The sequence below is a fragment of the Curtobacterium sp. MR_MD2014 genome (assembly GCF_000772085.1).
GTDB lineage: Bacteria > Actinomycetota > Actinomycetes > Actinomycetales > Microbacteriaceae > Curtobacterium.
Genome location: NZ_CP009755.1, coordinates 1,418,712 through 1,440,777, shown reverse-complemented (window position 1 = coordinate 1,440,777; position 22,066 = coordinate 1,418,712). Strand labels below are relative to the sequence as shown.

21 protein-coding genes are annotated in these 22,066 nt (G+C 72.4%); 3 read left to right on the top strand and 18 right to left on the bottom strand.

Annotated elements, in window-relative coordinates:
- Window positions 1–17: 17 nt before the first annotated feature.
- The 8 genes from era to hrcA all read right to left on the bottom strand — a co-directional run bounded on the left by era (window position 18) and on the right by hrcA (window position 7,332).
- A complete protein-coding gene (gene era / locus NI26_RS06615; protein WP_066653875.1) occupies window positions 18–998 on the bottom strand; it encodes a GTPase Era in 981 nt (326 codons plus the stop codon).
- Window positions 995–2,317, bottom strand: a complete 1,323-nt coding sequence (locus NI26_RS06610) for a hemolysin family protein (RefSeq protein ID WP_066653872.1) — start codon at window positions 2,315–2,317, stop codon at window positions 995–997. Before NI26_RS06610 ends, era begins: the two co-directional genes overlap by 4 nt.
- A 4-nt stretch (window positions 2,318–2,321) precedes the next feature.
- Window positions 2,322–2,783 (bottom strand): rRNA maturation RNase YbeY, encoded by a 462-nt coding sequence (gene ybeY / locus NI26_RS06605; RefSeq protein WP_066653869.1) that lies wholly within the window; start codon window positions 2,781–2,783, stop codon window positions 2,322–2,324.
- Complete coding sequence (locus tag NI26_RS06600) at window positions 2,780–3,841, bottom strand: PhoH family protein (RefSeq protein WP_235426623.1); 1,062 nt, start codon at window positions 3,839–3,841, stop codon at window positions 2,780–2,782. The genes ybeY and NI26_RS06600 overlap by 4 nt, the downstream gene beginning before the upstream one ends.
- A gap of 109 nt (window positions 3,842–3,950) precedes the next feature.
- Window positions 3,951–4,307: a histidine triad nucleotide-binding protein gene (locus NI26_RS06595; RefSeq protein ID WP_066653863.1), complete on the bottom strand. Its 357-nt coding sequence runs from the start codon at window positions 4,305–4,307 to the stop codon at window positions 3,951–3,953.
- A 32-nt stretch (window positions 4,308–4,339) separates the two neighbouring features.
- Window positions 4,340–5,086, bottom strand: coding sequence for a 16S rRNA (uracil(1498)-N(3))-methyltransferase (locus tag NI26_RS06590; protein ID WP_066653860.1), 747 nt, complete (start codon window positions 5,084–5,086; stop codon window positions 4,340–4,342).
- A complete protein-coding gene (gene dnaJ, locus NI26_RS06585; protein ID WP_066653858.1) occupies window positions 5,086–6,198 on the bottom strand; it encodes a molecular chaperone DnaJ in 1,113 nt (370 codons plus the stop codon). The genes NI26_RS06590 and dnaJ overlap by 1 nt, the downstream gene beginning before the upstream one ends.
- 111 nt (window positions 6,199–6,309) lie before the next feature.
- Window positions 6,310–7,332, bottom strand: coding sequence for a heat-inducible transcriptional repressor HrcA (hrcA, locus tag NI26_RS06580; protein ID WP_066653856.1), 1,023 nt, complete (start codon window positions 7,330–7,332; stop codon window positions 6,310–6,312).
- A 108-nt stretch (window positions 7,333–7,440) separates the two neighbouring features.
- Between hrcA and NI26_RS06575 the strand changes: the two genes are divergently transcribed.
- Entirely contained in the window at window positions 7,441–7,884 is a 444-nt protein-coding gene (locus NI26_RS06575; protein WP_235426567.1) for a DUF4870 domain-containing protein, read from the top strand.
- 22 nt (window positions 7,885–7,906) lie between these two features.
- Here the strand turns inward: NI26_RS06575 and hemW are convergent, their stop codons facing one another.
- Window positions 7,907–9,142, bottom strand: a complete 1,236-nt coding sequence (gene hemW / locus NI26_RS06570) for a radical SAM family heme chaperone HemW (protein ID WP_066658103.1) — start codon at window positions 9,140–9,142, stop codon at window positions 7,907–7,909.
- A 28-nt stretch (window positions 9,143–9,170) separates the two neighbouring features.
- On the opposite strand from hemW, the gene NI26_RS06565 reads away from it, so the two are divergent.
- Entirely contained in the window at window positions 9,171–9,863 is a 693-nt protein-coding gene (locus tag NI26_RS06565) for an HAD family hydrolase (protein WP_066653854.1), read from the top strand.
- Window positions 9,864–9,933: 70 nt separating this feature from the next.
- Here NI26_RS06565 and NI26_RS06560 read toward each other — a convergent pair whose 3' ends face one another.
- The 7 genes from NI26_RS06560 to NI26_RS06530 all read right to left on the bottom strand — a co-directional run bounded on the left by NI26_RS06560 (window position 9,934) and on the right by NI26_RS06530 (window position 17,625).
- Window positions 9,934–10,581: a DUF1990 family protein gene (locus tag NI26_RS06560; RefSeq protein ID WP_066653852.1), complete on the bottom strand. Its 648-nt coding sequence runs from the start codon at window positions 10,579–10,581 to the stop codon at window positions 9,934–9,936.
- Between the two features lie 37 nt (window positions 10,582–10,618).
- Window positions 10,619–11,926 (bottom strand): family 16 glycoside hydrolase, encoded by a 1,308-nt coding sequence (locus NI26_RS06555; protein WP_158407742.1) that lies wholly within the window; start codon window positions 11,924–11,926, stop codon window positions 10,619–10,621.
- Window positions 11,923–12,861, bottom strand: coding sequence for a hypothetical protein (locus tag NI26_RS16825; protein ID WP_066653846.1), 939 nt, complete (start codon window positions 12,859–12,861; stop codon window positions 11,923–11,925). The genes NI26_RS06555 and NI26_RS16825 overlap by 4 nt, the downstream gene beginning before the upstream one ends.
- Window positions 12,858–13,481 carry a hypothetical protein gene (locus NI26_RS06545; protein ID WP_144411282.1) on the bottom strand — a complete coding sequence of 208 codons (624 nt, stop codon included), beginning with the start codon at window positions 13,479–13,481 and terminating at the stop codon, window positions 12,858–12,860. The genes NI26_RS16825 and NI26_RS06545 overlap by 4 nt, the downstream gene beginning before the upstream one ends.
- A 10-nt stretch (window positions 13,482–13,491) precedes the next feature.
- The gene (locus NI26_RS06540) at window positions 13,492–14,115 is read right to left on the bottom strand and encodes a hypothetical protein (RefSeq protein WP_144411281.1); all 624 of its coding nucleotides are present in this window, start codon (window positions 14,113–14,115) and stop codon (window positions 13,492–13,494) included.
- Window positions 14,116–14,453: 338 nt separating this feature from the next.
- Window positions 14,454–16,301, bottom strand: a complete 1,848-nt coding sequence (gene lepA, locus NI26_RS06535; protein WP_066653837.1) for a translation elongation factor 4 — start codon at window positions 16,299–16,301, stop codon at window positions 14,454–14,456.
- Window positions 16,302–16,458: 157 nt separating this feature from the next.
- Complete coding sequence (locus NI26_RS06530; protein ID WP_066653834.1) at window positions 16,459–17,625, bottom strand: pyridoxal phosphate-dependent aminotransferase; 1,167 nt, start codon at window positions 17,623–17,625, stop codon at window positions 16,459–16,461.
- A 216-nt stretch (window positions 17,626–17,841) separates the two neighbouring features.
- On the opposite strand from NI26_RS06530, the gene rpsT reads away from it, so the two are divergent.
- A complete protein-coding gene (gene rpsT / locus NI26_RS06525; RefSeq protein WP_066653830.1) occupies window positions 17,842–18,102 on the top strand; it encodes a 30S ribosomal protein S20 in 261 nt (86 codons plus the stop codon).
- A 516-nt stretch (window positions 18,103–18,618) separates the two neighbouring features.
- Here rpsT and holA read toward each other — a convergent pair.
- Window positions 18,619–19,593, bottom strand: a complete 975-nt coding sequence (gene holA / locus NI26_RS17165; protein ID WP_235426614.1) for a DNA polymerase III subunit delta — start codon at window positions 19,591–19,593, stop codon at window positions 18,619–18,621.
- Window positions 19,502–22,066, bottom strand: coding sequence for a ComEC/Rec2 family competence protein (locus NI26_RS16175; protein ID WP_081984800.1), 2,565 nt, complete (start codon window positions 22,064–22,066; stop codon window positions 19,502–19,504). Before NI26_RS16175 ends, holA begins: the two co-directional genes overlap by 92 nt.

The following is a 22,066-nucleotide window of genomic DNA, read 5'->3' as shown; positions in this document are numbered from 1 at the left end:
CCAGGGGATGACCCGGATCAGAAGCCCAGACGGCCGAGCTGCTTCGGGTCGCGCTGCCACTCCTTGGCGACCTTGACACGGATGTTCAGGTAGACGTGGCGACCGCCGAGCAGCGACTCGATCTCGGCCCGGGCACGTGATCCGACGTCCCGGAGCCGCTCGCCGCCCCGCCCGATGACGATCGCCTTCTGGCTGTCGCGCTCGACGAACAGGTTCGCGAAGATCCGCAGCGGTCCGTCGGGGTCGTCCTCGTCGTCGGGCTCGACGACGTCCTCGATGACGACCGCGAGCGAGTGCGGCAGCTCGTCGCGGACGCCCTCGAGCGCGGCCTCGCGGACGAGCTCGGCGATGCGGTCCTCGTCGGTCTCCTCGGTGACGGTGGAAGCGTCGTACAGCTGCGGCGACTCGGGCAGCAGCTTCGTGATCTCGGCGAGCAGCACCTCGAGCTGCAGGCCCTTCGTCCCCGACGTCGGGATGATCGTGTCCCACTCCCGCAGCTGGGACACCGCGAGGAGCTGCTCGCCGACGCGGTCCTTCGGGGTGCCGTCGATCTTCGTGACGATCGCGATCTTCCGCGCCCGCGGGTACTGGTCGAGCGACTCGTTGATGAACCTGTCGCCCGGCCCGATCGGCTCGTCGGCCGGCACGCAGAAGCCGATCACGTCGACGTCACCGAGCGTCGACTGCACGAGGTCGTTGAGCCGTTCGCCGAGCAGGGTGCGGGGCCGGTGCACGCCGGGGGTGTCGACGATGATGACCTGGCCGTCGGGCCGGTGCACGATGCCCCGGATGGCGCGTCGCGTGGTCTGGGGCTTCGACGAGGTGATCGCGACCTTCTCGCCGACCAGGGCGTTCGTCAGCGTCGACTTGCCGACGTTCGGACGCCCGACGAAGGAGACGAAGCCGGCGCGGTACGGCTGGCCCGGTGTGTCGGTCCCCGTGGTCGCGTCGGTGTCCGTACCCGTGTCGGTGCCGTGGTCGGGTTCGTGATCGGTCATGCGTTCGGGGTTCCCGTCGTGCTCGGAGTGGTCTCGTCGAGGGCGTCCTCGGCGTCCTGCAGGGCGGCGCTCCGCTCGGCCAGGACGGTGATCAGGTGGCGGCGCTTGCCCTCGACACGGTCGGCGGTCAGCGCGACCCCGGAGACGGTGACCTGCTCGCCGCGGACCGGCAGCCGGCCGAGCTCCTTCGTCAGCAGGCCACCGGCGGTGTCGACGTCGTCGTCCTCGAGCTCGACGCCGAAGAGGTCGCCGAGCTCGTCGATCGGCATGCGGGCGGAGATGCGCCAGACGCCCGGGCCGACCTCGGTCCGGTCGACCACGGTGCGGTCGTACTCGTCGGAGATGTCGCCGACGAGTTCCTCGATGAGGTCCTCCATCGTCACGAGCCCGGCGACGCCGCCGTACTCGTCGACCACGAGCACCAGGTGGTTCTTGGCGACCTGCATGTGCCGGAGGGTGTCGTCCGCGGGCTTCGACTCGGGGACGAACTCGGCCGGTCGCAGCAGCGCCGTCACCGGTTCCCGCTCGCTGCCGGGCTGCTCGTACAGGGCGCGGGAGACGTCGCGCAGGTAGAGCACGCCGAGCACGTCGTCGCTGTCCTTACCGGTGACCGGCATGCGCGAGACGCCGGCGACCAGGAACCGTTCCATCCCCGCGGCCAGGGTGGCCTCCCCGTCGACCGTGAGCATGTCGGTCCGGGGCACCATGACCTCGCGCACCAGGGTGTCGCTGAACTCGAAGACCGAGTGGATGAGCTCGCGGTCGTCCTGTGCGAGCACGTTGCTCTCGGTCGCCTCGTCGACGAGCGAGAGCAGTTGCTCCTCGCTCGACACCGTCGATGCGCTGCGGCCACGGCCGGGGGTCACCCGGTCCCCGATCGCGACGAGGAGCCCGGCGAGCGGACCGAGCACGATCCGGACGGCGCGCACGAGTCCTCCGGTGGCGCCGATGAGGCGCTCGGCGTGTGCGCGTCCGACGCTGCGCGGGCTCGACCCGACGAGCACGAACGACACGGCCGTCATGATCGCAGCGGACACGACCAGGGCCACCCACCAGGTGTCGAACACCGTGACGAGGGCGATCGTGACGAGCACCGCGGCGGCGGTCTCGGCGAGCACGCGGACGAAGTTCAGGGCGTTGACGTGCGCGCCGACGTCGTCGGCCACGGCCTCGATCGCACGACGGTTGCGGCTGCCACGGGCGATCTCGTCGAGGTCGGCGCGGGACAGCACGGTGAGCGCGGCGTCGGACGCGGCGAGCAGACCGCCGACGACGACCAGGACGAACGCCGCCGCGAGCAGGACGGCGACGAGCACCATCAGGTCACCGCCCGCGTCGCTGTGCCGCGAAGGCGGAGAGGATCTCGCCCTGCAGCCCGAACATCTCGGCCTTCTCCTCCGGCTCGGCGTGGTCGAAGCCGAGCAGGTGGAGGATGCCGTGGCACGTGAGCAGCAGCATCTCGTCGGTGGTGGTGTGCCCCGCGGTCTTCGCCTGCTCGGCGGCGACCTGCGGGCACACGACGATGTCGCCGAGCAGCCCGGCCGGTGTCGGCTCGTCCTCGGTCCCCGGACGGAGCTCGTCCATCGGGAAGCTCAGGACGTCCGTCGGACCCGGCTCGTCCATCCACCGGACGTGCAGCTGCTCCATCGCGCCCTCGTCGACCAGGACGATCGCGAGCTCCGCGTCCGCGTGGACGTGCAGCGCGTCGAGCGCGAAGGCGGCGAGGCGCTGGACGGCCTGTTCGTCGACCTCGACACCCGACTCGTTGTTGAGCTCGATGCTCACCGGTTGCCTCCTCGGGCGTCGTTCTGGGGGTACGGGGACTGCTGGCGGTCCTGCGGCGGGCGCCCGCGACGCTCGGCGCGGTTCGCTCCGGCGGGGTTGCCCGTCGGCGCGGTCCCCCGGCCGGCGGGACGGTGCCCGGCCTGCTCCGCCAGACGTTCCTCGTCGTACACGGTGTAGGCGTCGACGATCCGTCCGACCAGGGTGTGGCGGACGACGTCCTCGCTGCCGAGCCGGGCGAAGTGGATGTCGTCGACGTCGCCCAGGATCCGCGTGACGAGCCGGAGACCCGACAGGTTGCCGGGCAGGTCGACCTGCGTGATGTCACCGGTGACGACCATCTTCGAGCCGAAGCCGAGGCGCGTCAGGAACATCTTCATCTGCTCGGGCGTGGTGTTCTGCGCCTCGTCGAGGATCACGAACGAGTCGTTCAGCGTCCGACCGCGCATGTACGCCAGCGGTGCGACCTCGACGGTGCCGGCTGCCAGCAGCTTCGGGACCAGCTCGGGGTCCATCATCTCGTTGAGGGCGTCGTACAGCGGGCGCAGGTAGGGGTCGATCTTGTCGGTCAGCGTGCCCGGCAGGAACCCGAGCCGCTCGCCCGCCTCGACCGCGGGACGGGTCAGGATGATGCGGGTGACCTCGCGCCGCTGCAGTGCCTGGACGGCCTTCGCCATCGCCAGGTAGGTCTTGCCGGTGCCCGCGGGGCCGATGCCGAAGGTGATGGTGTGCTGGTCGATGGCGTCGACGTAGGCGCGCTGCCCGTCGGTCTTCGGCCGCACCGACTTGCCGCGGCTCGCCACGATCGGGGTGCCGAACGTGTCCGAGGGCTTGCGGTCCTCGTCGAGGATCCGCGCCGACGTCGGGATGTCGGCCGGACCGATGTCCTGCCCGCGCTTCACCATGCCGACGAGCTCGTCGACGAGCGCGTGGGCACGGGCGACGTCGCGCTCGGGTCCGGTGAGCGAGACCTCGTTGCCGCGGACGAGCACCCGGACGCCCGGGTACTGCCGCTCGACCGTCTTGAGCAGGCGGTCCTGCGGGCCGAGGAGCTGGACCATCGCGATGCCGTCGACCCGGATGTCGACGACGACGTCGGACGGGTCGGACACGGGTCGGGTCGTGGGTCGGTCCGGTGCGGGCGCGTCGGACGCGGGGTGGACGGAGTCGTCAACCGGCAAGGAGATTCCCTTCGTGCAGATCACCTGCGAGGACGTGCGCGTGCACGTGGAACACGGTCTGACCGGCGGCTTCGCCGGTGTTGAAGACGAGACGGAACTGGCCGCCGGCCCGCTCGTCCGCGATGCGGCGGGCGGTCGCGACGACGTGCGCCAGCAGCTCGGGGTCACCGGCGGCGAGCTCGGTGACGTCGCGGTACTCCTCGGTCTTGGGCACCACGAGCACGTGGACGGGTGCCTTCGGGGCGATGTCCTCGAACGCGATCACCCGGTCGTCCTCGGCCACGATGGTCGCGGGGACCTCGCGCGCGACGATCCTCGAGAAGATGCTCGGCTCGCTGCTGCTCATGGAGACCATCGTAGGACCCGCCTCCGACGCCGCTACCAGCGCCCGAGCATGGTCTGCAGGACGGCCAGGGCGGACGGTCCGGCGGTCGAGGTGCGGAGCACGGTGTCCCCGAGCCGCACGCGGACGGCGCCGGCGGCCTCGAGCCGGTCGAACTCGGGACCGTCGATCCCGCCCTCGGGTCCGACGACCAGGACGATCTCGTCGACGTCGGCCGGCGGCTCCCACGCCGAGAGCCGCACCGCGCCGACCGGGTCCAGCACGACCAGCGCACGCCGCGCCTCCCGGCCGACCGCGGCCAGCTGCGCCGTCGTCACCGGTGCGTCCACCGTCGGGACGCGCGACCGGACCGCCTGCTTCGCGGCCTCCTGCGCGATCGCCGCCCACCGGGCGCGTCCCTTCTCGACCTTCGCGCCGTCCCACCGCGACACGCTGCGCGCTGCCGCCCAGGGGACGATGCGGTCGACGCCGATCTCGGTGGCTGCCTGCACCGCCATCTCGTCACGCCCGCCCTTCGCGAGCGCCTGCACGAGCACCAGCGCCGGACGCGGTTCCGCCTCGACGTCGACGTCGGCGACCGTCAGGGTCAGCGTGTCCTTGCCGGTCGACGCGACCGCGCCCGTGACGACCGTGCCCCGGCCGTCGGAGAGGCGCAGCGTCTCGCCGACGCGGACCCGCGCGACCGAGACGGCGTGTCGGCCCTCCGCGCCGTCGAGCGACACCGCGTCACCGGCGCCGAGGCCGTCGAGGGTCCCCGGACCGACGAGGTAGAGCGATGCCATCAGAAGTTGAAGAAGCGGTCGCGGAGCTTGCCGAACATGCCCTGCTGGAAGCGTGCGAGCTGCGGTCCCGGTGCCTTGTGCGTCTTCGCGAGCTGCTCGACGAGCCCACGCTCCTTGTGCGAGAGCTTGGTCGGGGTCACGACCTGCACGCCGACGCGGAGGTCGCCCCGGCCGGTGCCGCGCAGCTTCGTCACGCCGCGGTCCTTGATGACCAGGACGTCGGCGCTCTGCACGCCCGGACGGATCTCGAGCTCGACCGGCCCGTCGAGCCCGTCGATCGTCGTGTGCGCGCCGAGGATCGCATCGGTCATCTGGACCTCGAGCGTCGCGAGCAGGTCGTCGCCGTCGCGGCTGTAGACGTCGTGGTGGCGCACCTTGACCTCGAGGTACAGGTCGCCGGACGGGCCGCCCGCGGGTCCGACCTCGCCCTGGCCCGGCATCTGCAGGCGCAGCCCGGTCTCGACGCCGGCGGGGACGTCGACGGGGATGGTCCGGCGGGCACGGACGCGCCCCTGGCCCTGGCACGTCGGGCAGGGACTCGGGATGACGGTGCCGTAGCCGCGGCACGTCCCGCAGGGCGCGCTGGTCACGACGTTGCCGAGGAGCGAGCGGACCTGGCGCTGGATGTGCCCGGAGCCACCGCAGATGTCGCAGGTGCGGGGGCTGGTCCCCGGCGCGCAGCACGAGCCGTGGCACGTGTCGCAGACGACGGCCGTGTCGACCTCGACGTCCTTGTGGGTGCCGAAGACGACCTCGTCGAGGTCGACCTCGATGCGCAGCAGGGCGTCCTGCCCGCGCTCGGCACGGCTGCGCGGACCGTTGCCGCGTCCGCCGCCGCCACCCCCGCCGAAGAAGGCGTCGAAGATGTCGCTGAAGCCACCGGCGGCACCGCCGCCGAAGGGGCTCTCCTGCGGGCCGGCGTCGTAGCGTCGGCGCTGCTCCGGGTCGCTCAGCACGTCGTACGCGTGCGTCACGTCCTTGAAGCGCTCGGCCGCGTCCGGGCTCGGGTTGACGTCCGGGTGGAGCTCGCGCGCCAGCCGTCGGTAGGCCTTCTTGATGTCGGCATCGGAGGCGTCCGGCTGGACGCCGAGGACGTCGTAGTGGTCTGCCACGGTTCCCTCAGTCGGTTTCGGTTCGGTCGGTGGGTCGCGGCGGTCGCCGCGGTCCGGTCTGGAGGCGCGGAGCCGGTCCGCTGGACACCGCGCGTCGGGCGCAGGGTCCGGTCAATGTTCGCCCAGCAGCTTGGACAGGTACCGTGCGACCGCACGGACGGCGGCCATGTTCGTGCCGTAGTCCATGCGGGTGGGGCCGAGGACCCCGAGTCGGGCGACCGCTCCGCCGCCGGCGAGGTAGCCACCGGCGACGATGCTCGTCGCGTCGAGGCCGTACTCGGCGTTCTCGACGCCGATGCTCGCGGCGACGGCCACGTCGTCCACCTGCATCTCGCCGAACAGGCGGAGCAGGGTCACCTGCTCCTCGATCGCCTCGAGCACGGAGAACAGTCCGCCGGAGAAGTCGCGTTCGCTCTTCGCCAGGTTCGCCGCGCCGGCCATGACCAGGCGGTCCTGCCGGTTCGCCGCGACCTGCTCGATGAGCGTCGCGACGACGACGCCGCCGAGGGTCTGCGCGTCCGGACGGAGCTGCTGCGGCACCTCGCGCAGGGCACGCGGGACGTCCTGCAGCAGGAGCCCGACGCTCGCCCCGTTCACGACGGTGCGGAGCTCGGTGAGCGCCTCCTCGTCGAGGGGGACGTCCGTCTCGACCACGCGCTGCTCGACCCGGGCGGTGTCGGTGATGAGCACGACCATCAGGCGGGTGTCACCGAGCCGGACGAGCTCGACGTGCTGCACGCGTGCGCGCACCATCGACGGGTACTGCACCAGCGCGACCTGGTTGGTGAGCTGGCTGAGCAGGCGGACCGTGCGACCGAGGACCTCGTCGAGGTCGTTCGGCGTGCCGAGGAAGGTCTCTATGGCGTGGCGCTGCGCGCTCGACAGCGGCCGGGCTGCGGCCAGGTGGTCGACGAAGAGTCGGTACCCCTTGTCGGTCGGCACCCGCCCCGACGAGGTGTGCGGCGCCACGATCAGCTGTTCGTCCTCGAGCTGCGCCATGTCGTTGCGGATCGTCGCGGCGCTGACCCCGAAGGCGTGGCGCTCGACGATCGTCTTCGAGCCGACGGGCTCGCGCGAGGCGACGTAGTCCCGCACGATCGCCTTGAGGACCTCGAGGGAGCGTTCGCTGACCATCCGGACCCCTTCCGTTCGATGCTGGCACTCGGACGTGTCGACTGCTGATCCTACGCCCGACCGCCGACCGACCGGGACCGCCGGGGCCCACGCCGGTACGCTCACGGCATGAGCTACGGACAGCAACCGGGCGGCCCGCAGGACGGCCGCTACGGCCAGCAGCAGGGCGGACCCCAGAACCCGCAGGGACCGCAGTACCCGGCCGGCTTCACGCCGCCCCAGCCGATGTCGCCGGAGGACCAGCGACTCTGGGCGACGCTGACGCACGTCGGCGGCATCTTCTTCAGCCTGGTCGTGCCGATCATCGCCTACCTGGTGCTGCGCGACCGCGGGCAGTTCGTGAAGGAGCACACCCGTCAGGCACTGAACTTCCACATCACGATGGCGATCGCCGGGTTCGTGTGCAGCCTGTTGGCGTTCGTCGTCATCGGACTCGTGCTGCTGCCGATCCTGTACGTGATCGTGATCGTCTTCGCGATCATGGCCGCCCTCGCGGCGAACCGCGGTGACTTCTACCGCTACCCGCTCACCATCGAGTTCATCAAGCAGTAGCGCGCGAGCGACCGCCGGCGCGTCAGTCGAGCAGCTCGCGGACGACAGCGTCCGCGAGCAGCCGGCCCTGCAGGGTGAGCTCGATGCGTCCCCGCACCGCGGCCGTGCCGTCCACGAGGCCACGCGCGATGAGACCGGCGACCCGGCCACGTGCCTCCCGGCCGAGCTCCGCGGTGGTGAGCTCGCCGCGGACGCGCGCGGCGAGCAGCACCCGTTCGACGTACCGGGTGTCGGCGTCGAGCGTCTCGCGCCCCGCCGCGGGCGACTCGCCTGCCAGCACCCGGTTCGCGTACGCGGCCGGGTGCTTCACGTTCCACCAGCGGGTGCCGGCGACCGCGGAGTGCGCACCCGGGCCGACGCCCCACCAGTCGTGGCCCTTCCAGTAGGACAGGTTGTGTCGGCTCGCGTGGCGCTCCGGACCACCGGCCTCGTCGGTGCGCGCCCAGTTCGAGACCTCGTACCAGGAGTACCCGGCGTCGGCGAGGGTCCGGTCGGCGAGCTCGTACATGTCGGCGGCGAGGTCGTCGTCCGGGGCCGGCAGGTCGCCGCGGGCCACCATGCGCCCCATCGCCGTGCCGTCCTCGACGATGAGCGAGTACGCCGACACGTGGTCGGGCGCGCAGGCCAGCGCGGCCTCGAGCGAGGTGCGCCAGTCGTCGAGCGACTCCCCCGGGGTCGAGTAGATGAGGTCGAGGCTGACGTCGAGGCCCTGCTGCTTCGCGAGGTCCACCACGACCGGAACCCGCTCGGGGTCGTGGGTCCGGTCGAGCGTCGCGAGGACGTGCGGGACGGCCGACTGCATGCCGTAGCTCATCCGGGTGAACCCGCCGCGCTGCAGGGTCGCGATCGCGTCCGCGTCCACGGAGTCCGGGTTCGCCTCGGTGGTGACCTCCGCCCCCGGCAGGATGCCCCACGTGTCGTCGATCGCCCGGAGGATCATCACCAGGTCGTCCGCCGGCAGCATCGTCGGCGTGCCACCGCCGAAGAACACCGTCGAGACCGGGCGTCGCGGCACCCCGGAGCGGTCGAGGACCTCGGCCGCCCACCGGATCTCCTGCACCGCGTGGCCGGCGTAGTCGTCACGGCGCACCCCGCGCAGCTCGGACGCCGTGTAGGTGTTGAAGTCGCAGTAGCCGCACCGCACCCGGCAGAACGGCACGTGGACGTAGACGCCGAAGGGGACGTCGCCGGCGCCGGGGCCAGGGGTGAGCAGGCCGTCCGCGGGAGCGGGATCGGCGATCGGGAGCGCACTCGGCATGGACTCCATTCTCGGCCATGATGGAGCCATGGAGCACCACACCGTCCCCACCACGGTGCTGTGGGACATCGACGGCACCCTCGTGCTGAACGCGGCGTCGCCCGGCAACCTGTACCACCTGGCCGTCGAGCGCGCGGTCGGCCGCGACCTCGTGCTGAAGGTCGGACACCAGCACGGCCGGACCGACGCCGGGCTCATCGCGGACCACGTCCGGGCACACGACCTCGACGACGCGCTCATCCCCACGGTCAGCCGGCACCTGCGCGACCTGACCGACGAGCGCTACGGCCGGGGCGAACGCCGCTCCCCCGCCCCCGGAGCCGCCGCGCTCGTCCGCCGGTTCGCCGGACTCGGCTGGCGGAACGGCCTGCTGACCGGCAACTCCGAGCACCGGGCCCGCGTGAAGCTGGGCGGGGCGGGCTTCGACCTCGGCGCCTTCGACTGGGAGCACTCGTACTTCGGGGACGCGGAAGTCGAGCGCACCGGCGTCACCGCACGCGCCGCCGCCGCCCTGTCCGGGGAGCGAGCCGTCATCGTCGGCGACACCCCGCGGGACGGCGAGGCGGCCGACGCGGTGGGGATCCCGTTCGTCGCGGTCGCGACCGGGGTCTACGAGGTCGACGCCCTGCGTGGGACGAGCGCGGTGTGCGTCGCGCGGGACTGCGTGCAGGACGCCCGACTGCTCGAGGAGGCGATCGCCGCGCTGCCGCCGCTGCGCTGAGCGGCGGCGGCGGTGGCGGTCGGTCGGTGCGCCGTACCGAGCACGCGGTCGGACGCCTCGTGTCGACCGGTCAGTCGCCGCGCAGTGCGCTGAGGTACTTCGCTGCCATGACCCGCTGCTGTCGACGGAGCAGCGGCGCCACGAACGCCCACTTCCGGCTCGACGGCTGCGAGAACTGGCGGACCTGCAGCCACACCGAACCGTCGCTCGTGCGCTCGACCACGAAGGACTCCTCGCCGGACAGCGGGTGCCCCTCGAGCGTGCCGTAGGCGAAGCCCTTGCGGTCGGTCTCGTCGATGATCGACACGACGCGGACCGGCGCGTGCACGGTCTGCCCGAACGCGTGCATCTCGAGCGTCGCCGTGGTGCCCGCCGTCAGCAGCGGGGTGCCGTCGGCGGCGAACTTCTCCACCCGGGGCGTGCCGATCGAGGCCGGTGCGATCGGGACACCGTGCTCGTCGAACGTCACCGGGTTGTAGCGGACCTCGTCGTCGTCGGGATGGTCCTCGACCTGCACCCGGATGCCGCTGCGCTCCTGGATCTGCCAGGTCAACGCCTGCGTCACCGCGGTCTCGAACCGGGCGTCGCCGTGGCCGATGCGCGCCCGCGACTCCGCCGGGGTGAAGCCCTCCGGCGGGTAGGTCATGAGGTCCGCCGCCTGCGTGGCACCGACGGCACCGTAGGTCAGGGCGGTCCGGTAGCTGCCGCGGGAACTCATGGAGCCATCGTACCGGGGCCGCTCGGCCCGACCTGTGTCAGCGTGGCGTGACGGCGAGGTTCCGCCACTCGGCCTCGGTGCCCTGCTCGCGGATCCCGACCGCGCCGCTCGTCGACGAGCAGGCACCGAAGGACACGCGACCCTGGACGGGTGTCCCGCCGTCGGCCGGTGACGCGGTGGCCGTGATCGTGCAGCCGACCGCCTCGACGGTGAGGTGCCACCACTCCTCGGCCTGCACCGTCCGACCGAAGGACACGAACGACCCGACGAACCCGGGCGACCGGTGCTCGCCGATGGTCATCCCGGTCGCGGTGATGCCGACGGAGTAGGCGCGCATCGAGTCGATCCCCGTGGACGGGTCGTTCACCCGGACGACGAGACCCGCGTCGCTGCCCGACCTCGGGGTGCGCATCAGGCGCACGTCGCCCGTCAGGGTCATGTCGCCCCAGACCCGGTTCAGGACCTGCTTGTCCCCGGTGTTCGCGTAGGCCGTGCTGCGGATCCGTTCCTCCTGCTGGTCGATCGCCCACGTGCCCCCGAACACCCGCGCGGGCGCTCCGTCCTCGAACCGGCCCGTGGCGAGGGTCGAGTTGTACGGGTCCGCCGCGAGCGAGGGTGCGAGGGCACCCGCTGTGGCCGTCACGAAGCGGTAGCCGGCTGCGCTGCCGTTGCCGCGCAGCCCGATCGCGCCCGACGTCAGGCAGTCGGCCGACGACTCCGAGACGCTCGCCCGCGTCCAGTCGTTCGCGCCGACGGTGGTCGACCAGGCGGTGATGCCGCACCCGGCGGCCTGCACGACCACGTGGTAGAACTGTCCGTTCGCGAGCCTGCCGGGGATCGTCGCGGACGCCAGTCGGGTCGTCGCACCGTGCTTCGTCCGGCTGATCGACAGCGTGTTGTCCGTCCGGTCCAGACCGATCGAGTACCCCGTGAACGCATCGGCACCCGGAGCGGGATCCGTGACGCGGACCAGGAGCCCTGCGTTCGTCCCGCTGTTCACCTGGACGTCCGCCTGCATCGTGTAGTCCGTCCACGACGGGTCACCCGTGACGGCCTTGGGCCCGTCGGAGGAGCCTGCCGTCTCGGTGAACGTGCCGTAGCCGAACTGCGTCCGGGTCGTCCAGGAGCCGCCGTAGGTCCTCCACGCCCCCTGCCCTCCGGCGAAGGAGTCACGGAACGGCAGGCCCGTCAGGGCGTAGTCACCGACCGTGCTCGCGGTGCTCCGGTTCGACGACGCCGCCGTGTACGCGGCGAGGGTGGGATCGGCCGTCGTGGTGACACCGGTCGCCACGGTGAGCGCCACGACGAGCGCCCCGGTGAGCACGCCCGCCGTCCTGGCACTCACGACGACACCGCCGGGAGATCCGTCGCAGGGTCCTCCGTGTGCCCGGGATCGGGGACACGGAGGCTCTGCGACCGGGCCAGGAGGGCCCCGACGACGAGGGGTGCGGCGCAGAGCAGGGCGAGCACCGCCCAACCGAGCGGGGAGAGGTCGAGTCGAGCGGCGAGCGCGACCGCGCCGTCCGACCCCGGAGGCAGGGGCACCTGACCGACGGCACCGCTGACGAGCCGGTCGGACGCACCGGACGGTCCGACCACCCGGATCGGCAGCAGACCGGTCGAGACCACGTGTGCCACCGGCCGCGTCCCCGGGTCGACGCCGGTCACGACGAGGGCGGCGAACGGTCGGAAGACCGTCACCACGCCGGCCAGCACCGCGGCCGAGCCGAGCAGGCGAGCGGCGGTCCGCGGAGCGCCCGCGCCGAGGAGCCCGGTCAGGAGCCAGACGAGACCGACCCCGCCGACGGACCACGGCAGCATGCGGAGCGCCCACCCCGCACCGGGCAGGACTGCGACGACCCTGCCGACCACGTCAGCGGGGCTGACGGTCCAGCCGTCGGCAGCACCGTTCGCGTCGCCCTTGGTGGTGAACGCGCCGTCCTCCACCGCGCTGATGCGGTGCGTGTAGGGCAGTCGAGGCGCCGTCCCCCCGCCCTCGGCGACCGGTGGGACGAAGGTGATGACGTCGCCGACGGCCAGCCGGTCCGGTCCGGGCGGCAGGGTGACGACGAGCGAGCCGACGGGTGCCGTGCGGCCCATCGACGGCGTCCGGACGTCGAACGTCCGGACGCCCGCGGCCGTCGAGGCCCCGACACCGAGCAGCACGAGCAGGACGACGGCGGCGGTGGCGACGAGCCGCACCCGCACCGCGCGGCCGGGAGCACGCCGGCGACCAGTCGCGGGGACGCCGATCGCGTCCCCGGTCTCCGCCACCGTCATGCGGTGAACGTCCACACGAGCGACTGGCTCATGCTCTGCGCCTGCGAGTCGTTCGGAGCCGCCGGGTCGAGGGCGACCGACACGACGGCGGTACCGCCCTGACCGGCCGCAGGCGCCGGGCTGACGGGGAAGATCCGCCCGCCGACCGCCGCGGCGCTCTCCCCCGAGACCACGGTCGTGGTCCCCGTCGGCGTCGTCCACGTCACGGTGACGCGCAACCAGGAGCAGATGCTGTTCGACGTCGAGACGGTGCCGATGCAGGTGCCGGGGGTGAGCGAGAAGGCGGACGCGGCGACCCCTCCGGTGTTCCTGATCACCGTGGAGGTGCCGCGCGTCGTGTCCCCCGGCCGGAGGTCCTTGCCCGCGTAGAGGTCGGTCGAGCAGGTCGTGGTGGCCGTGGCGGTGCTCCTGCACGCCACGGTCGAGGCGTCAGGGCCCTGCGTCATCTCGATCGAGACGGTGTTGGCGGTGTTCGTGGTGTTCGAGATCGACGCCGTGTACGCCGACGTCGTGCCGGTCGCCGTCAGTGCGAGGGCGACCGAGGCGACGAGTCCCGCCGCCGTGAGGAGCCAGCCCGTGCGCACCGAAGCCCGCGGGACGATCGTCGAGTGCCTTCCCACGACGGCACCGTCAGGCCGAGAACGTGAACGTGAGGGCCTGTGAGAGGGTCACACCCGACGTCGGCGCGGTCGCCCCGTCCGGGAGCGAGACTTGCACGGCCAGCGGGTAGCGCTCGCCTGCGGCGGGTGGGTAGGGCAGCGTGATCGCGTTCGCCGCGAGGTACGCGGGCGTCGTGGACGCGGGCAGCACGTCGGCGCCGCGCCAGGTCATCTTCACGACGAGCTGGCGGCACAGGTCCGACCCGCTCTCGGGCGTGGTCGCGCACGGTCCGCCGGTCAGCCGGAAGCCGGTGGGCGTCGCCGTCCCGGTGTTCTCGAAGAAGATCGTCTGGGGTTCCGACCGGCCCCCTGGTCGCAGGGACTGGCCGCCGTAGAGGTCCGGGTCGGTGCAGCTCGCCGTGCCGTCGGCCGCGGTCGTGCACGCACCCGGCGAACCGTCCGCCGTCGTCTCCACGATCTGGATGGTCGAGGTCGCGACCGTGTTGGTGCCGTGCAGGAAGGCCTGCGTGAAGACCGACAGCGTGCCGCTGAAGCTCATGGCGAGCACCACCGCAGCAGCGACGCCGGCGGCGACCAGGACGAGTTCGGACCGTCGGCGCCGTGCGCGGGGGACGGTCGTTGCGTGACGGGACATCGTGGTTCGCACCTCCGTGTGCACCCCGGGTCCTCGAGCGCCGTGGCGCAGGAGCACGCACGGTCCGGGCGGCCGGGTCCACCCTGAACTGAGGGGTCTTCAGTCGCCCTCGGTACAGATGCGACCGTACAGATCGGGTGACCTGCCCGGTCCCCCAGAGTGCGGGCAGACTGCCCGGTCCACCCACCGCATCCGCGGAGGACCAGGCCGGCCGCCCCCGAACCCCCGGCGGACTGCGCCCCGATCTCGTCCGCTTACCGCACCGGGACGAGCGGGTCCGGGAACGACGGAGCCCCGCTCGTGGCGGGGCTCCGTCGTGCTGCTCGTGCTCGCAGCGGCTACTTCTTCTTCTCTTCGACATCGCCCGAGAGCGCTGCGATGAAGGCTTCCTGCGGGACCTCGACGCGACCCACCATCTTCATGCGCTTCTTGCCCTCCTTCTGCTTCTCGAGGAGCTTGCGCTTGCGGGTGATGTCACCGCCGTAGCACTTCGCCAGGACGTCCTTGCGCATCGCACGGATGCTCTCGCGGGCGATGATCCGCGCACCGATCGCGGCCTGGATCGGCACTTCGAACTGCTGCCGCGGGATGAGCTTGCGGAGACGCTCGGTCATCAGCGTGCCGTACGCGTACGCCTTGTCGCGGTGCACGATCGCACTGAACGCGTCGACCTGCTCGCCCTGCAGCAGGATGTCGACCTTGACGAGGTCGGCGGCCTGGTCGCCGGTCGGCTCGTAGTCGAGCGAGGCGTAGCCCTGCGTCTTGCTCTTCAGCTGGTCGAAGAAGTCGAACACGATCTCGCCGAGGGGCATCTCGTACCGGATCTCGACGCGGTCCTCGCCCAGGTACTCCATGCCGAGCAGGGACCCGCGCCGCGACTGGCAGAGCTCCATGATCGCGCCGACGTAGTCCTTCGGCGCGAGGATCGCCGCGCGGACCATCGGCTCGCGGACCTCGACGATGCGACCGCCCGGGAACTCGGAGGGGTTCGTGACCTCGGTCACGGTCGTGTCCTCGTTCGTGACCTCGTAGATCACGCTCGGGGCCGTCGTGATGAGGTCGAGGCCGAACTCCCGCGACAGGCGCTCGGTGATGATCTCGAGGTGCAGCAGGCCGAGGAAGCCGCAGCGGAAGCCGAAGCCGAGCGCCACCGAGGTCTCGGGCTCGTACACGAGGGCCGCGTCCGACAGCTTGAGCTTGTCGAGCGCCTCGCGCAGGTCCGGGTAGTCGGAACCGTCGATCGGGTACAGCCCCGAGAACACCATCGGCTTCGGGTCCGTGTACCCGGGCAGTGCCTCGGTCGCCGGCTTCTGCGCCGTCGTGACCGTGTCACCGACCTTCGACTGCCGGACGTCCTTCACACCGGTGATCAGGTAGCCGACCTCGCCGACCGACAGTCCCTTCGTCGGCTTCGGCTCGGGCGACGACACACCGATCTCGAGGATCTCGTGCGTCGACCGGGTCGACATCATCTGGACCTTCTCGCGCGGGTGGATCGTGCCGTCGATCATCCGGACGTACGTCACCACGCCGCGGTAGCTGTCGTAGACCGAGTCGAAGATCATCGCGCGGGGGGCCGCCTCGACGTCGCCGACCGGCGCCGGCACGGTCCGGACCACGCGGTCGAGGAGCTCGGCGACACCGACACCGGTCTTGCCCGAGACGCGGAGGACGTCCTCCGGCTTGCCACCGATGAGCTGCGCGAGCTCGGCGGCGTACTTGTCGGGGTCGGCCGCCGGCAGGTCGATCTTGTTGAGGACCGGGATGATCTCGAGGTCGTTCTCGAGCGCCAGGTACAGGTTGGCGAGCGTCTGGGCCTCGATGCCCTGCGCCGCGTCGACGAGCAGGATCGCGCCCTCGCACGCCGCGAGCGAGCGCGAGACCTCGTACGAGAAGTCGACGTGCCCGGGGGTGTCGATCATGTTCAGGGCGAAGGTCTGTCCGTCGAGCTCCCACGGCATGCGGACGGCCTGCGACTTGATCGTGATGCCGCGCTCGCGCTCGATGTCCATGCGGTCGAGGTACTGCGCACGCATCGCCCGCTCCTCGACGATGCCGGTGATCTGCAGCATGCGGTCGGCCAGCGTGGACTTGCCGTGGTCGATGTGCGCGATGATGCAGAAGTTGCGGATCGCCTCGGCCGGGGTCGCGGCGGGCTCGAGCGGCGCGGATGCTTGTGGGCTCACGGTTCCTCAGGGGGTCGGTGCGGTCGAACGATTGTCCCACGGTTGCACACGGGCAGCGCGCACCGCAGGCCGACCTGTGGAGGCGCGCCGGGGCCCTGGACGGTGTGCAGGACGGACCGGAGGCGCGTGGTCGTGCCCGTCACGGGCCTCCCGTCCGTCAGACGGTCACGCTGGCGGGCGCCGGCAGCGCTCCCAGGCCGCGACGGAGGTCGTCGACGGTCGCCGCCAGGCAGACCCGGATCCACCCCTCACCGGACCGACCGAAGGCGCTGCCCGGGGCGACCGCGACGTGCTCGCGGTGCAGGAACGCCAGCGCCCACTCGGCGACGTCGCCCTGCGACGCGTGCGAGACGTCGATCCACAGGTAGAAGGCGCCGCGCGGGTCGAGGTAGCGGATGCCCGCTGCGTCGAGGACCTCCTTCGCGACGGCGAGGTTCGCACGGTAGTGCTCGCGTGCGTCCTGCACCGCCTGGTGGTCGCCCACGATCGCCGCCAGCGCGGCCCACTGGTCCGGTTCCGCGACGCAGCTGATCATCGCCTCCTGCGTCGTGCGCATCGTGGGCCCCATGCCCTTCGGCGTCACCAGGTAGCCGACCCGGACACCGGTCATCGCGTACGTCTTGCTCAACGAGAAGGCGGTGAAGACCCGGTCGTCGTCGTCGAGGGCCGCGATGCTCACGTGACGCGTGCCGTGGGTGAAGTACTCGTAGACCTCGTCGCTGATCACCCACAGGTCGTGCCGCTTCGCCAGGGCCAGCAGCGCGCGCAGGGTGTCCTCGCCGAACACCGAGCCGAGCGGGTTCGACGGCGAGTTCACCACGATCGCACGGGTGTGCTCGGTGACGCTCGCCTCGAGTGCCGCGAGGTCGGGTTCGAAGTCGTGCTGCGGCTCGAGCCGGTACGGCACGGGGGTGGCACCGATGATGTGCGCGTTCATCGTGAAGGTCGTGTAGCCGGGGTCGGGCACCAGGACCTCGTCCCCGGGGCTCAGCACGAGGGTCATCGCCTGGAACAGTGCCTGGGTCGCGCCGATCGTCGTCCAGACCTGCTCGACGTCGACCTCGATGCGGTTCTCGCGACGGAGCTTGTCGCGGATCGCCGCGCGGAGCGGTGCGATGCCGCCGTTCGGCGTGTAGTCCGTGCGGTCCTCGGTCCACGCGCGGCGCGCGGCCTCGCCGATGTGCGGCGCGACCGGGACGTCGGGCTCACCGATCACGAGCATCGCGACGTCGGTGTCGTCGGCTCGCAGCAGGGCCGCCTGCTCGTAGACGCGACGGATGCCGGAGGCGGGGACGGAGTCGATGCGTGGAGCGAGGGATGGCACCTCGTCACGGTAGCCCGTCCGTGTTGCGGGGGCGTTTCCACCGTGCGGCCCTGCGACGGAGCGCGGCGCGTCGGGGCTTTGGCGGTCCGTGGGTCTGCTGGTAGGGTTGGTGGCTGGCTTCCGCGTTCCCCGCCCACGGGTGGAACGCGATGCGACAGAGGGCCCCTCTACCCGACGTCGCGACCACCCGTAGCAGACGAACAAGGAGCAACACGCATGGCGAACATCAAGTCGCAGATGAAGCGCATCAAGACCAACCTCAAGGCCCAGGAGCGCAACAAGGCCTACCGCTCGGAGCTCAAGACGGTCATCCGCCACACGAACGAGGCCGTCGTCGCCGGCGACAAGGACAAGGCCGTCGCGGCCCTGGCCCTCGCGGCGAAGAAGCTCGACAAGGCCGTGAGCAAGGGCGTCATCCACAAGAACCAGGCGGCGAACCGCAAGTCGGCCATCGCCAAGAAGGTCTCCGCGCTCTGAGCGTCTGACACCTGCACGAGAGCCCCGCACCGATGGTGCGGGGCTCTCGTCGTTGCGGGGCGTGTCCGGGCGGGGCGTGGCGGCGCGGCGCGGCGCGGCGCGCTCGTGGCGCCGCGGCGGCAGCGGCGCCGCGCTCGTGGCGGCAGCGCGGCGGCAGCGCCTGGTCGGCCGCGGCGACGGCGCGCTCGTGGCGGCGGCGGCACCGCTGCGGCAGCGCCTGGTCGGCCGCGGCGCGACTCGCTCGAGAACAACCGGAAGCACCTCGCGCCACGGAGATCCGTGGCGCGAGGTGCTTCTCGTTGTGCCGCAGCCTCGTCGCCGCGCGCGGTACCCCGTGCGGATCGAACCACGGATCCGACATCGAACCAGCCGATGGTGCTGGTTCGATGTCGGATCCGTGGTTCGTCCCGTGCGAGAACGAGCGGGCGCGTGCACGGGCGCCGCACCGGCACGAGCGGGCACGGGCACGGCGGCCGCGGCTCGGCGTCCACGTGCGGCCTGGAGGCGCGTCCCGCCTCAGCGCTCCTCGCCGCGACGGGCGATGGTGCGGACCATGACCTCGAGCGCGTAGTGCGCGTCGCGAGAGCCGCCCTTCACCGCCGTGTCCGCCGCCGCGATGCTCGTGATCGCGTTCGCCAACCCGGCTTCGCTCCACCCGGCGACGTCGCGCTGCGCGCGCTGCACCTGCCACGGCGCCATGCCGAGTGCGGACGCCGCCTGGCCGCTCGGCCCGCGGAAGGCGCTGACCTTGGCCATCGTGCGGATCTTGCTCGCGAACGCCGCGACGATCGGCACCGGCGCCTCCCCCGTCGCGAGGGCGTGCCGCAGCTCGACGATCGCCGGAGCCGAGCGTCCTGCGAGCGCGATGTCCGCGACCTTGAACGCGTTGGTCTCGACGCGACCGCCGTAGTACTTGTCGACGGTGCGGTCGGTGATCTCCTCGGCCTCGTCGGCCAGCAGCTGCCGGCACGCCGCCGCGAGCTCCGCGAGGTCGTCGGAGAACGCCGCGACGAGCGTGCGGACTGCCGAGGGCGCGATCTTCCGCCGGGCGGCCCGGAACTCGGCGTTGACGAAGTCGATCTTGTCGGTGTCGCGCTTGAGCTCGTCGCACTGGACCTCGACGCCGCCGCCGACCCCGCTGCGGATGGTGTCGAGCAGCTTCTTGCCGCGCATGCCCCCACCGTGTCGCAGGACCAGCGTGACGTCGTCAGCGGGCGCCTGCAGGTAGGAGATCGTCTCGGTGATGAAGGCATCGGTGCACTTCTCGACGTTCGTCACCCGCACGAGCCGCGGTTCGCCGAAGAGCGACGGGCTCGCGAGCGTCGCCAGGAGGCCGGGGGCGTACTGGTCTGCCTCGAGGTCGTGCACCTCGAGCGCCGGGTCCTCGCCGACGAGCAGGTCACGGAGGACGCTGCTCGCCCGCTCCGCCAGGAACTGCTCGGGACCGGTGACCAGCACGACGGGCGCCGGCCGGACACCGGACCACGGCACCTGGTCGATCTTCGCGGCGGCGCGCGTGGGCTTCTTGGCGGGCATGCGTTCCTTCCGTCGGCTCCGGAGCGAGCTGGTCGGGGCCTGTTCCGATCCTACGGGCCGCCACAGACGGACCTCCCGCCGGACGGACCCCCGTCGTCGTGGCCGGCGCCGTCCGCTCGGTCCAGACCTGCAACGATTCGTCGGCCGATCGCGAGACCACGACGGTGCCCTGCTCGTCGGTGCGGAACGCGGTCGTCCCCGCGGCGCGGAGGGCGTCGAGCGCCGACGCCGTCGGGTGCCCGTAGGTGTTGTCGGCGCCGACGCCGATGAGTCCGATCGGCGCCGCGAGCTGTCGGTACAACGCCGGGTCCTGGTCGGCCGATCCGTGGTGGGCGACCTTGACGACGTCCGGGTGCGCCTCGACCAACGGTCGGAGCCGGCGCTGGGCCTGTTCCCCGAGGTCGCCGAGGAACACCCCGGACACACAGGTCGGGCAGGGTCCGTCGGCGGTGGTCTCGAGGACGACACTCGCGTCGTTGCCCGATGCTGACGATCCGGCGCGCGGCCACACCACCCGCCAGCGCAACGCGCCGAGGGTGCCCGACGTGCCGTCGTCCGCGGTCCGGACCTCGACCCCGGCCCGCTCGAGCGTCCCGACGACCCGCTCGTCCTCGGGCCGTCCGACGGGACCGACGAGCGCCCTCGCCACCCGGTCCGCCACCGCCCCGACCGCGCCGACGTGGTCACGGTCGAAGTGGGTCAGCACGAGCAGGTCGACCCGGTCGACCCCGACCAGGTCGAGGCACCGCAGCAGCAGTTCCTCGTCGTCCCCGGTGTCGACGAGGGCGACCGGACCGGCGCCGTCGCGCACCAGGACGGCGTCACCCTGCCCGACGTCGCACGCCACCTCCGACCAGTCCCCCGGCACGGTCGAGCGCACCACGAGCCGCGGGACGGCCACGAGTCCGAGCCCGATCGCGACGACGGTACCCGCCGCGACCAGCGCCCACGTCCGTCGCGGAGGATCCACGAGGACGGCACCGGCGACCGCCAGGCTGACCAGCCCCGCCGTCGCGGCTCCGACCGGTCCGGCGGGCCAGTCGAGCGTCGCCGCCGGCAGTGCGGCCGCCCCGTGCGCGAGCGCACCGATGACCGCCGCGGGAGCCCAGGCCACGTGCGCGACGACCGCGGCGCCCCAGGGCCAGACGGGAGCGAGCACGCACGCGGCGAGCCCGCCGACGGTGACGACGGGCGCGAGGGGCTCCGTCAGCAGGTTCGCCGGGACCGCGTAGGTCGGGAGGGTCGGGGCGAGCACGACCGTCACGGGCCAGCAGGCGAGCTGTGCGGCGACGGGGATCGCGACCGCCGCGGCGACGGGCTGCCACCACCGCCGCGCGAGCAGGGCGGTCAGGCGCGGTGCCAGCACGATGATGCCACCGGTGGCCAGGACCGACAGCGCGAACGCTGGCGCCCGGGCGTACCAGGGGTCCACCACGAGCATGCCGAGCACGGTGAGCGCCAGGAGCGGCACCCCGCGGAGCGGGCGGCCCGACAGCCGGACCGCCAGGACCACCACCGCCATCACCGCGGCACGCACGATCGACGGGTCCGGTCGCACGAGCACCACGAAGGCCACCAGGAACCCGACGGCCGCGGCCGCCCGGAGGACCCGAGGGAGCCCGAGCGCCCGGCACCCGGCCACGACGAGCGCGACGACGACGGCGCAGTTCGAGCCGGAGACCGCCGTGAGGTGGGTCAGCGCGGTCGTCTCCATGGCGGACTCGGTCGCCGGGTCGAGTCCGCTGCGGTCCCCGATCGCCAGCCCGCGCAGCAGCGCGCCACCGGGTTCGGGCAGGTCGCGCGTCACCGCCGTGAAGGCCTGCCGTACGCGCTCCGACGCTGCCAGCAGTCCGGTCGGCGGCAGGCTCGTCGGACGTCCGCGCAGGAACACCACCGCCGTGGTCGGTGCGCCGCCGTCGTCGGTCTGCACCGTCGCCCGGGCGTGCAGCACCGCTCCGGCCGACGCACGGAGACGCCCGGTCGGGACCACGCGCACGGGGACCTCGAGCCCGCCCACGTCACCGATCGCCCGCAGCGTGCCCGTGGTCGACCGGTCGGAGGGGGCGAGGTCCCGGGTCAGCACGACCTCGACGGCCACGGTCCGTCCGGCACGGTCGGCGAGCGCCTGCGGCGACCGCGCCGCCGCGCCCACCCCGACCGCCACCGCGACGAGCAGGCAGCACACTGCCGCGACGAGCACGCCGCCCAGCACGCCGCCCAGCAGACCACCGCGACCGCCGGACAGCGCTGCACGCCCACGCCGACCCCGCATCACGATCGCCAGGACGACCACGGTGCCGGCGGTCGCCGCGGTCGTCGCGCACCACCACGCGAGCCCCGGCGCCCCGACGAGCAGTGCCGCCTCGACCCACGCGACGGCCACCGGTCCCGCCAGGCGCAGGTCGACGAGGCTCGGCTGCACCTCCAC

Bases quoted from the DNA above. Each gene is read 5' to 3' on its own strand.
- era (WP_066653875.1), bottom strand. From the start codon at position 998: ATGACCGATCACGAACCCGACCACGGCACCGACACGGGTACGGACACC.
- NI26_RS06610 (WP_066653872.1), bottom strand. From the start codon at position 2,317: ATGGTGCTCGTCGCCGTCCTGCTCGCGGCGGCGTTCGTCCTGGTCGTC.
- NI26_RS06600 (WP_235426623.1), bottom strand. From the start codon at position 3,841: ATGGTCCAGCTCCTCGGCCCGCAGGACCGCCTGCTCAAGACGGTCGAG.
- NI26_RS06595 (WP_066653863.1), bottom strand. From the start codon at position 4,307: ATGAGCAGCAGCGAGCCGAGCATCTTCTCGAGGATCGTCGCGCGCGAG.
- NI26_RS06590 (WP_066653860.1), bottom strand. From the start codon at position 5,086: ATGGCATCGCTCTACCTCGTCGGTCCGGGGACCCTCGACGGCCTCGGC.
- hrcA (WP_066653856.1), bottom strand. From the start codon at position 7,332: ATGGTCAGCGAACGCTCCCTCGAGGTCCTCAAGGCGATCGTGCGGGAC.
- NI26_RS06575 (WP_235426567.1), top strand. From the start codon at position 7,441: ATGAGCTACGGACAGCAACCGGGCGGCCCGCAGGACGGCCGCTACGGC.
- hemW (WP_066658103.1), bottom strand. From the start codon at position 9,142: ATGCCGAGTGCGCTCCCGATCGCCGATCCCGCTCCCGCGGACGGCCTG.
- NI26_RS06565 (WP_066653854.1), top strand. From the start codon at position 9,171: ATGGAGCACCACACCGTCCCCACCACGGTGCTGTGGGACATCGACGGC.
- NI26_RS06560 (WP_066653852.1), bottom strand. From the start codon at position 10,581: ATGAGTTCCCGCGGCAGCTACCGGACCGCCCTGACCTACGGTGCCGTC.
- NI26_RS16825 (WP_066653846.1), bottom strand. From the start codon at position 12,861: ATGACGGTGGCGGAGACCGGGGACGCGATCGGCGTCCCCGCGACTGGT.
- NI26_RS06540 (WP_144411281.1), bottom strand. From the start codon at position 14,115: ATGTCCCGTCACGCAACGACCGTCCCCCGCGCACGGCGCCGACGGTCC.
- rpsT (WP_066653830.1), top strand. From the start codon at position 17,842: ATGGCGAACATCAAGTCGCAGATGAAGCGCATCAAGACCAACCTCAAG.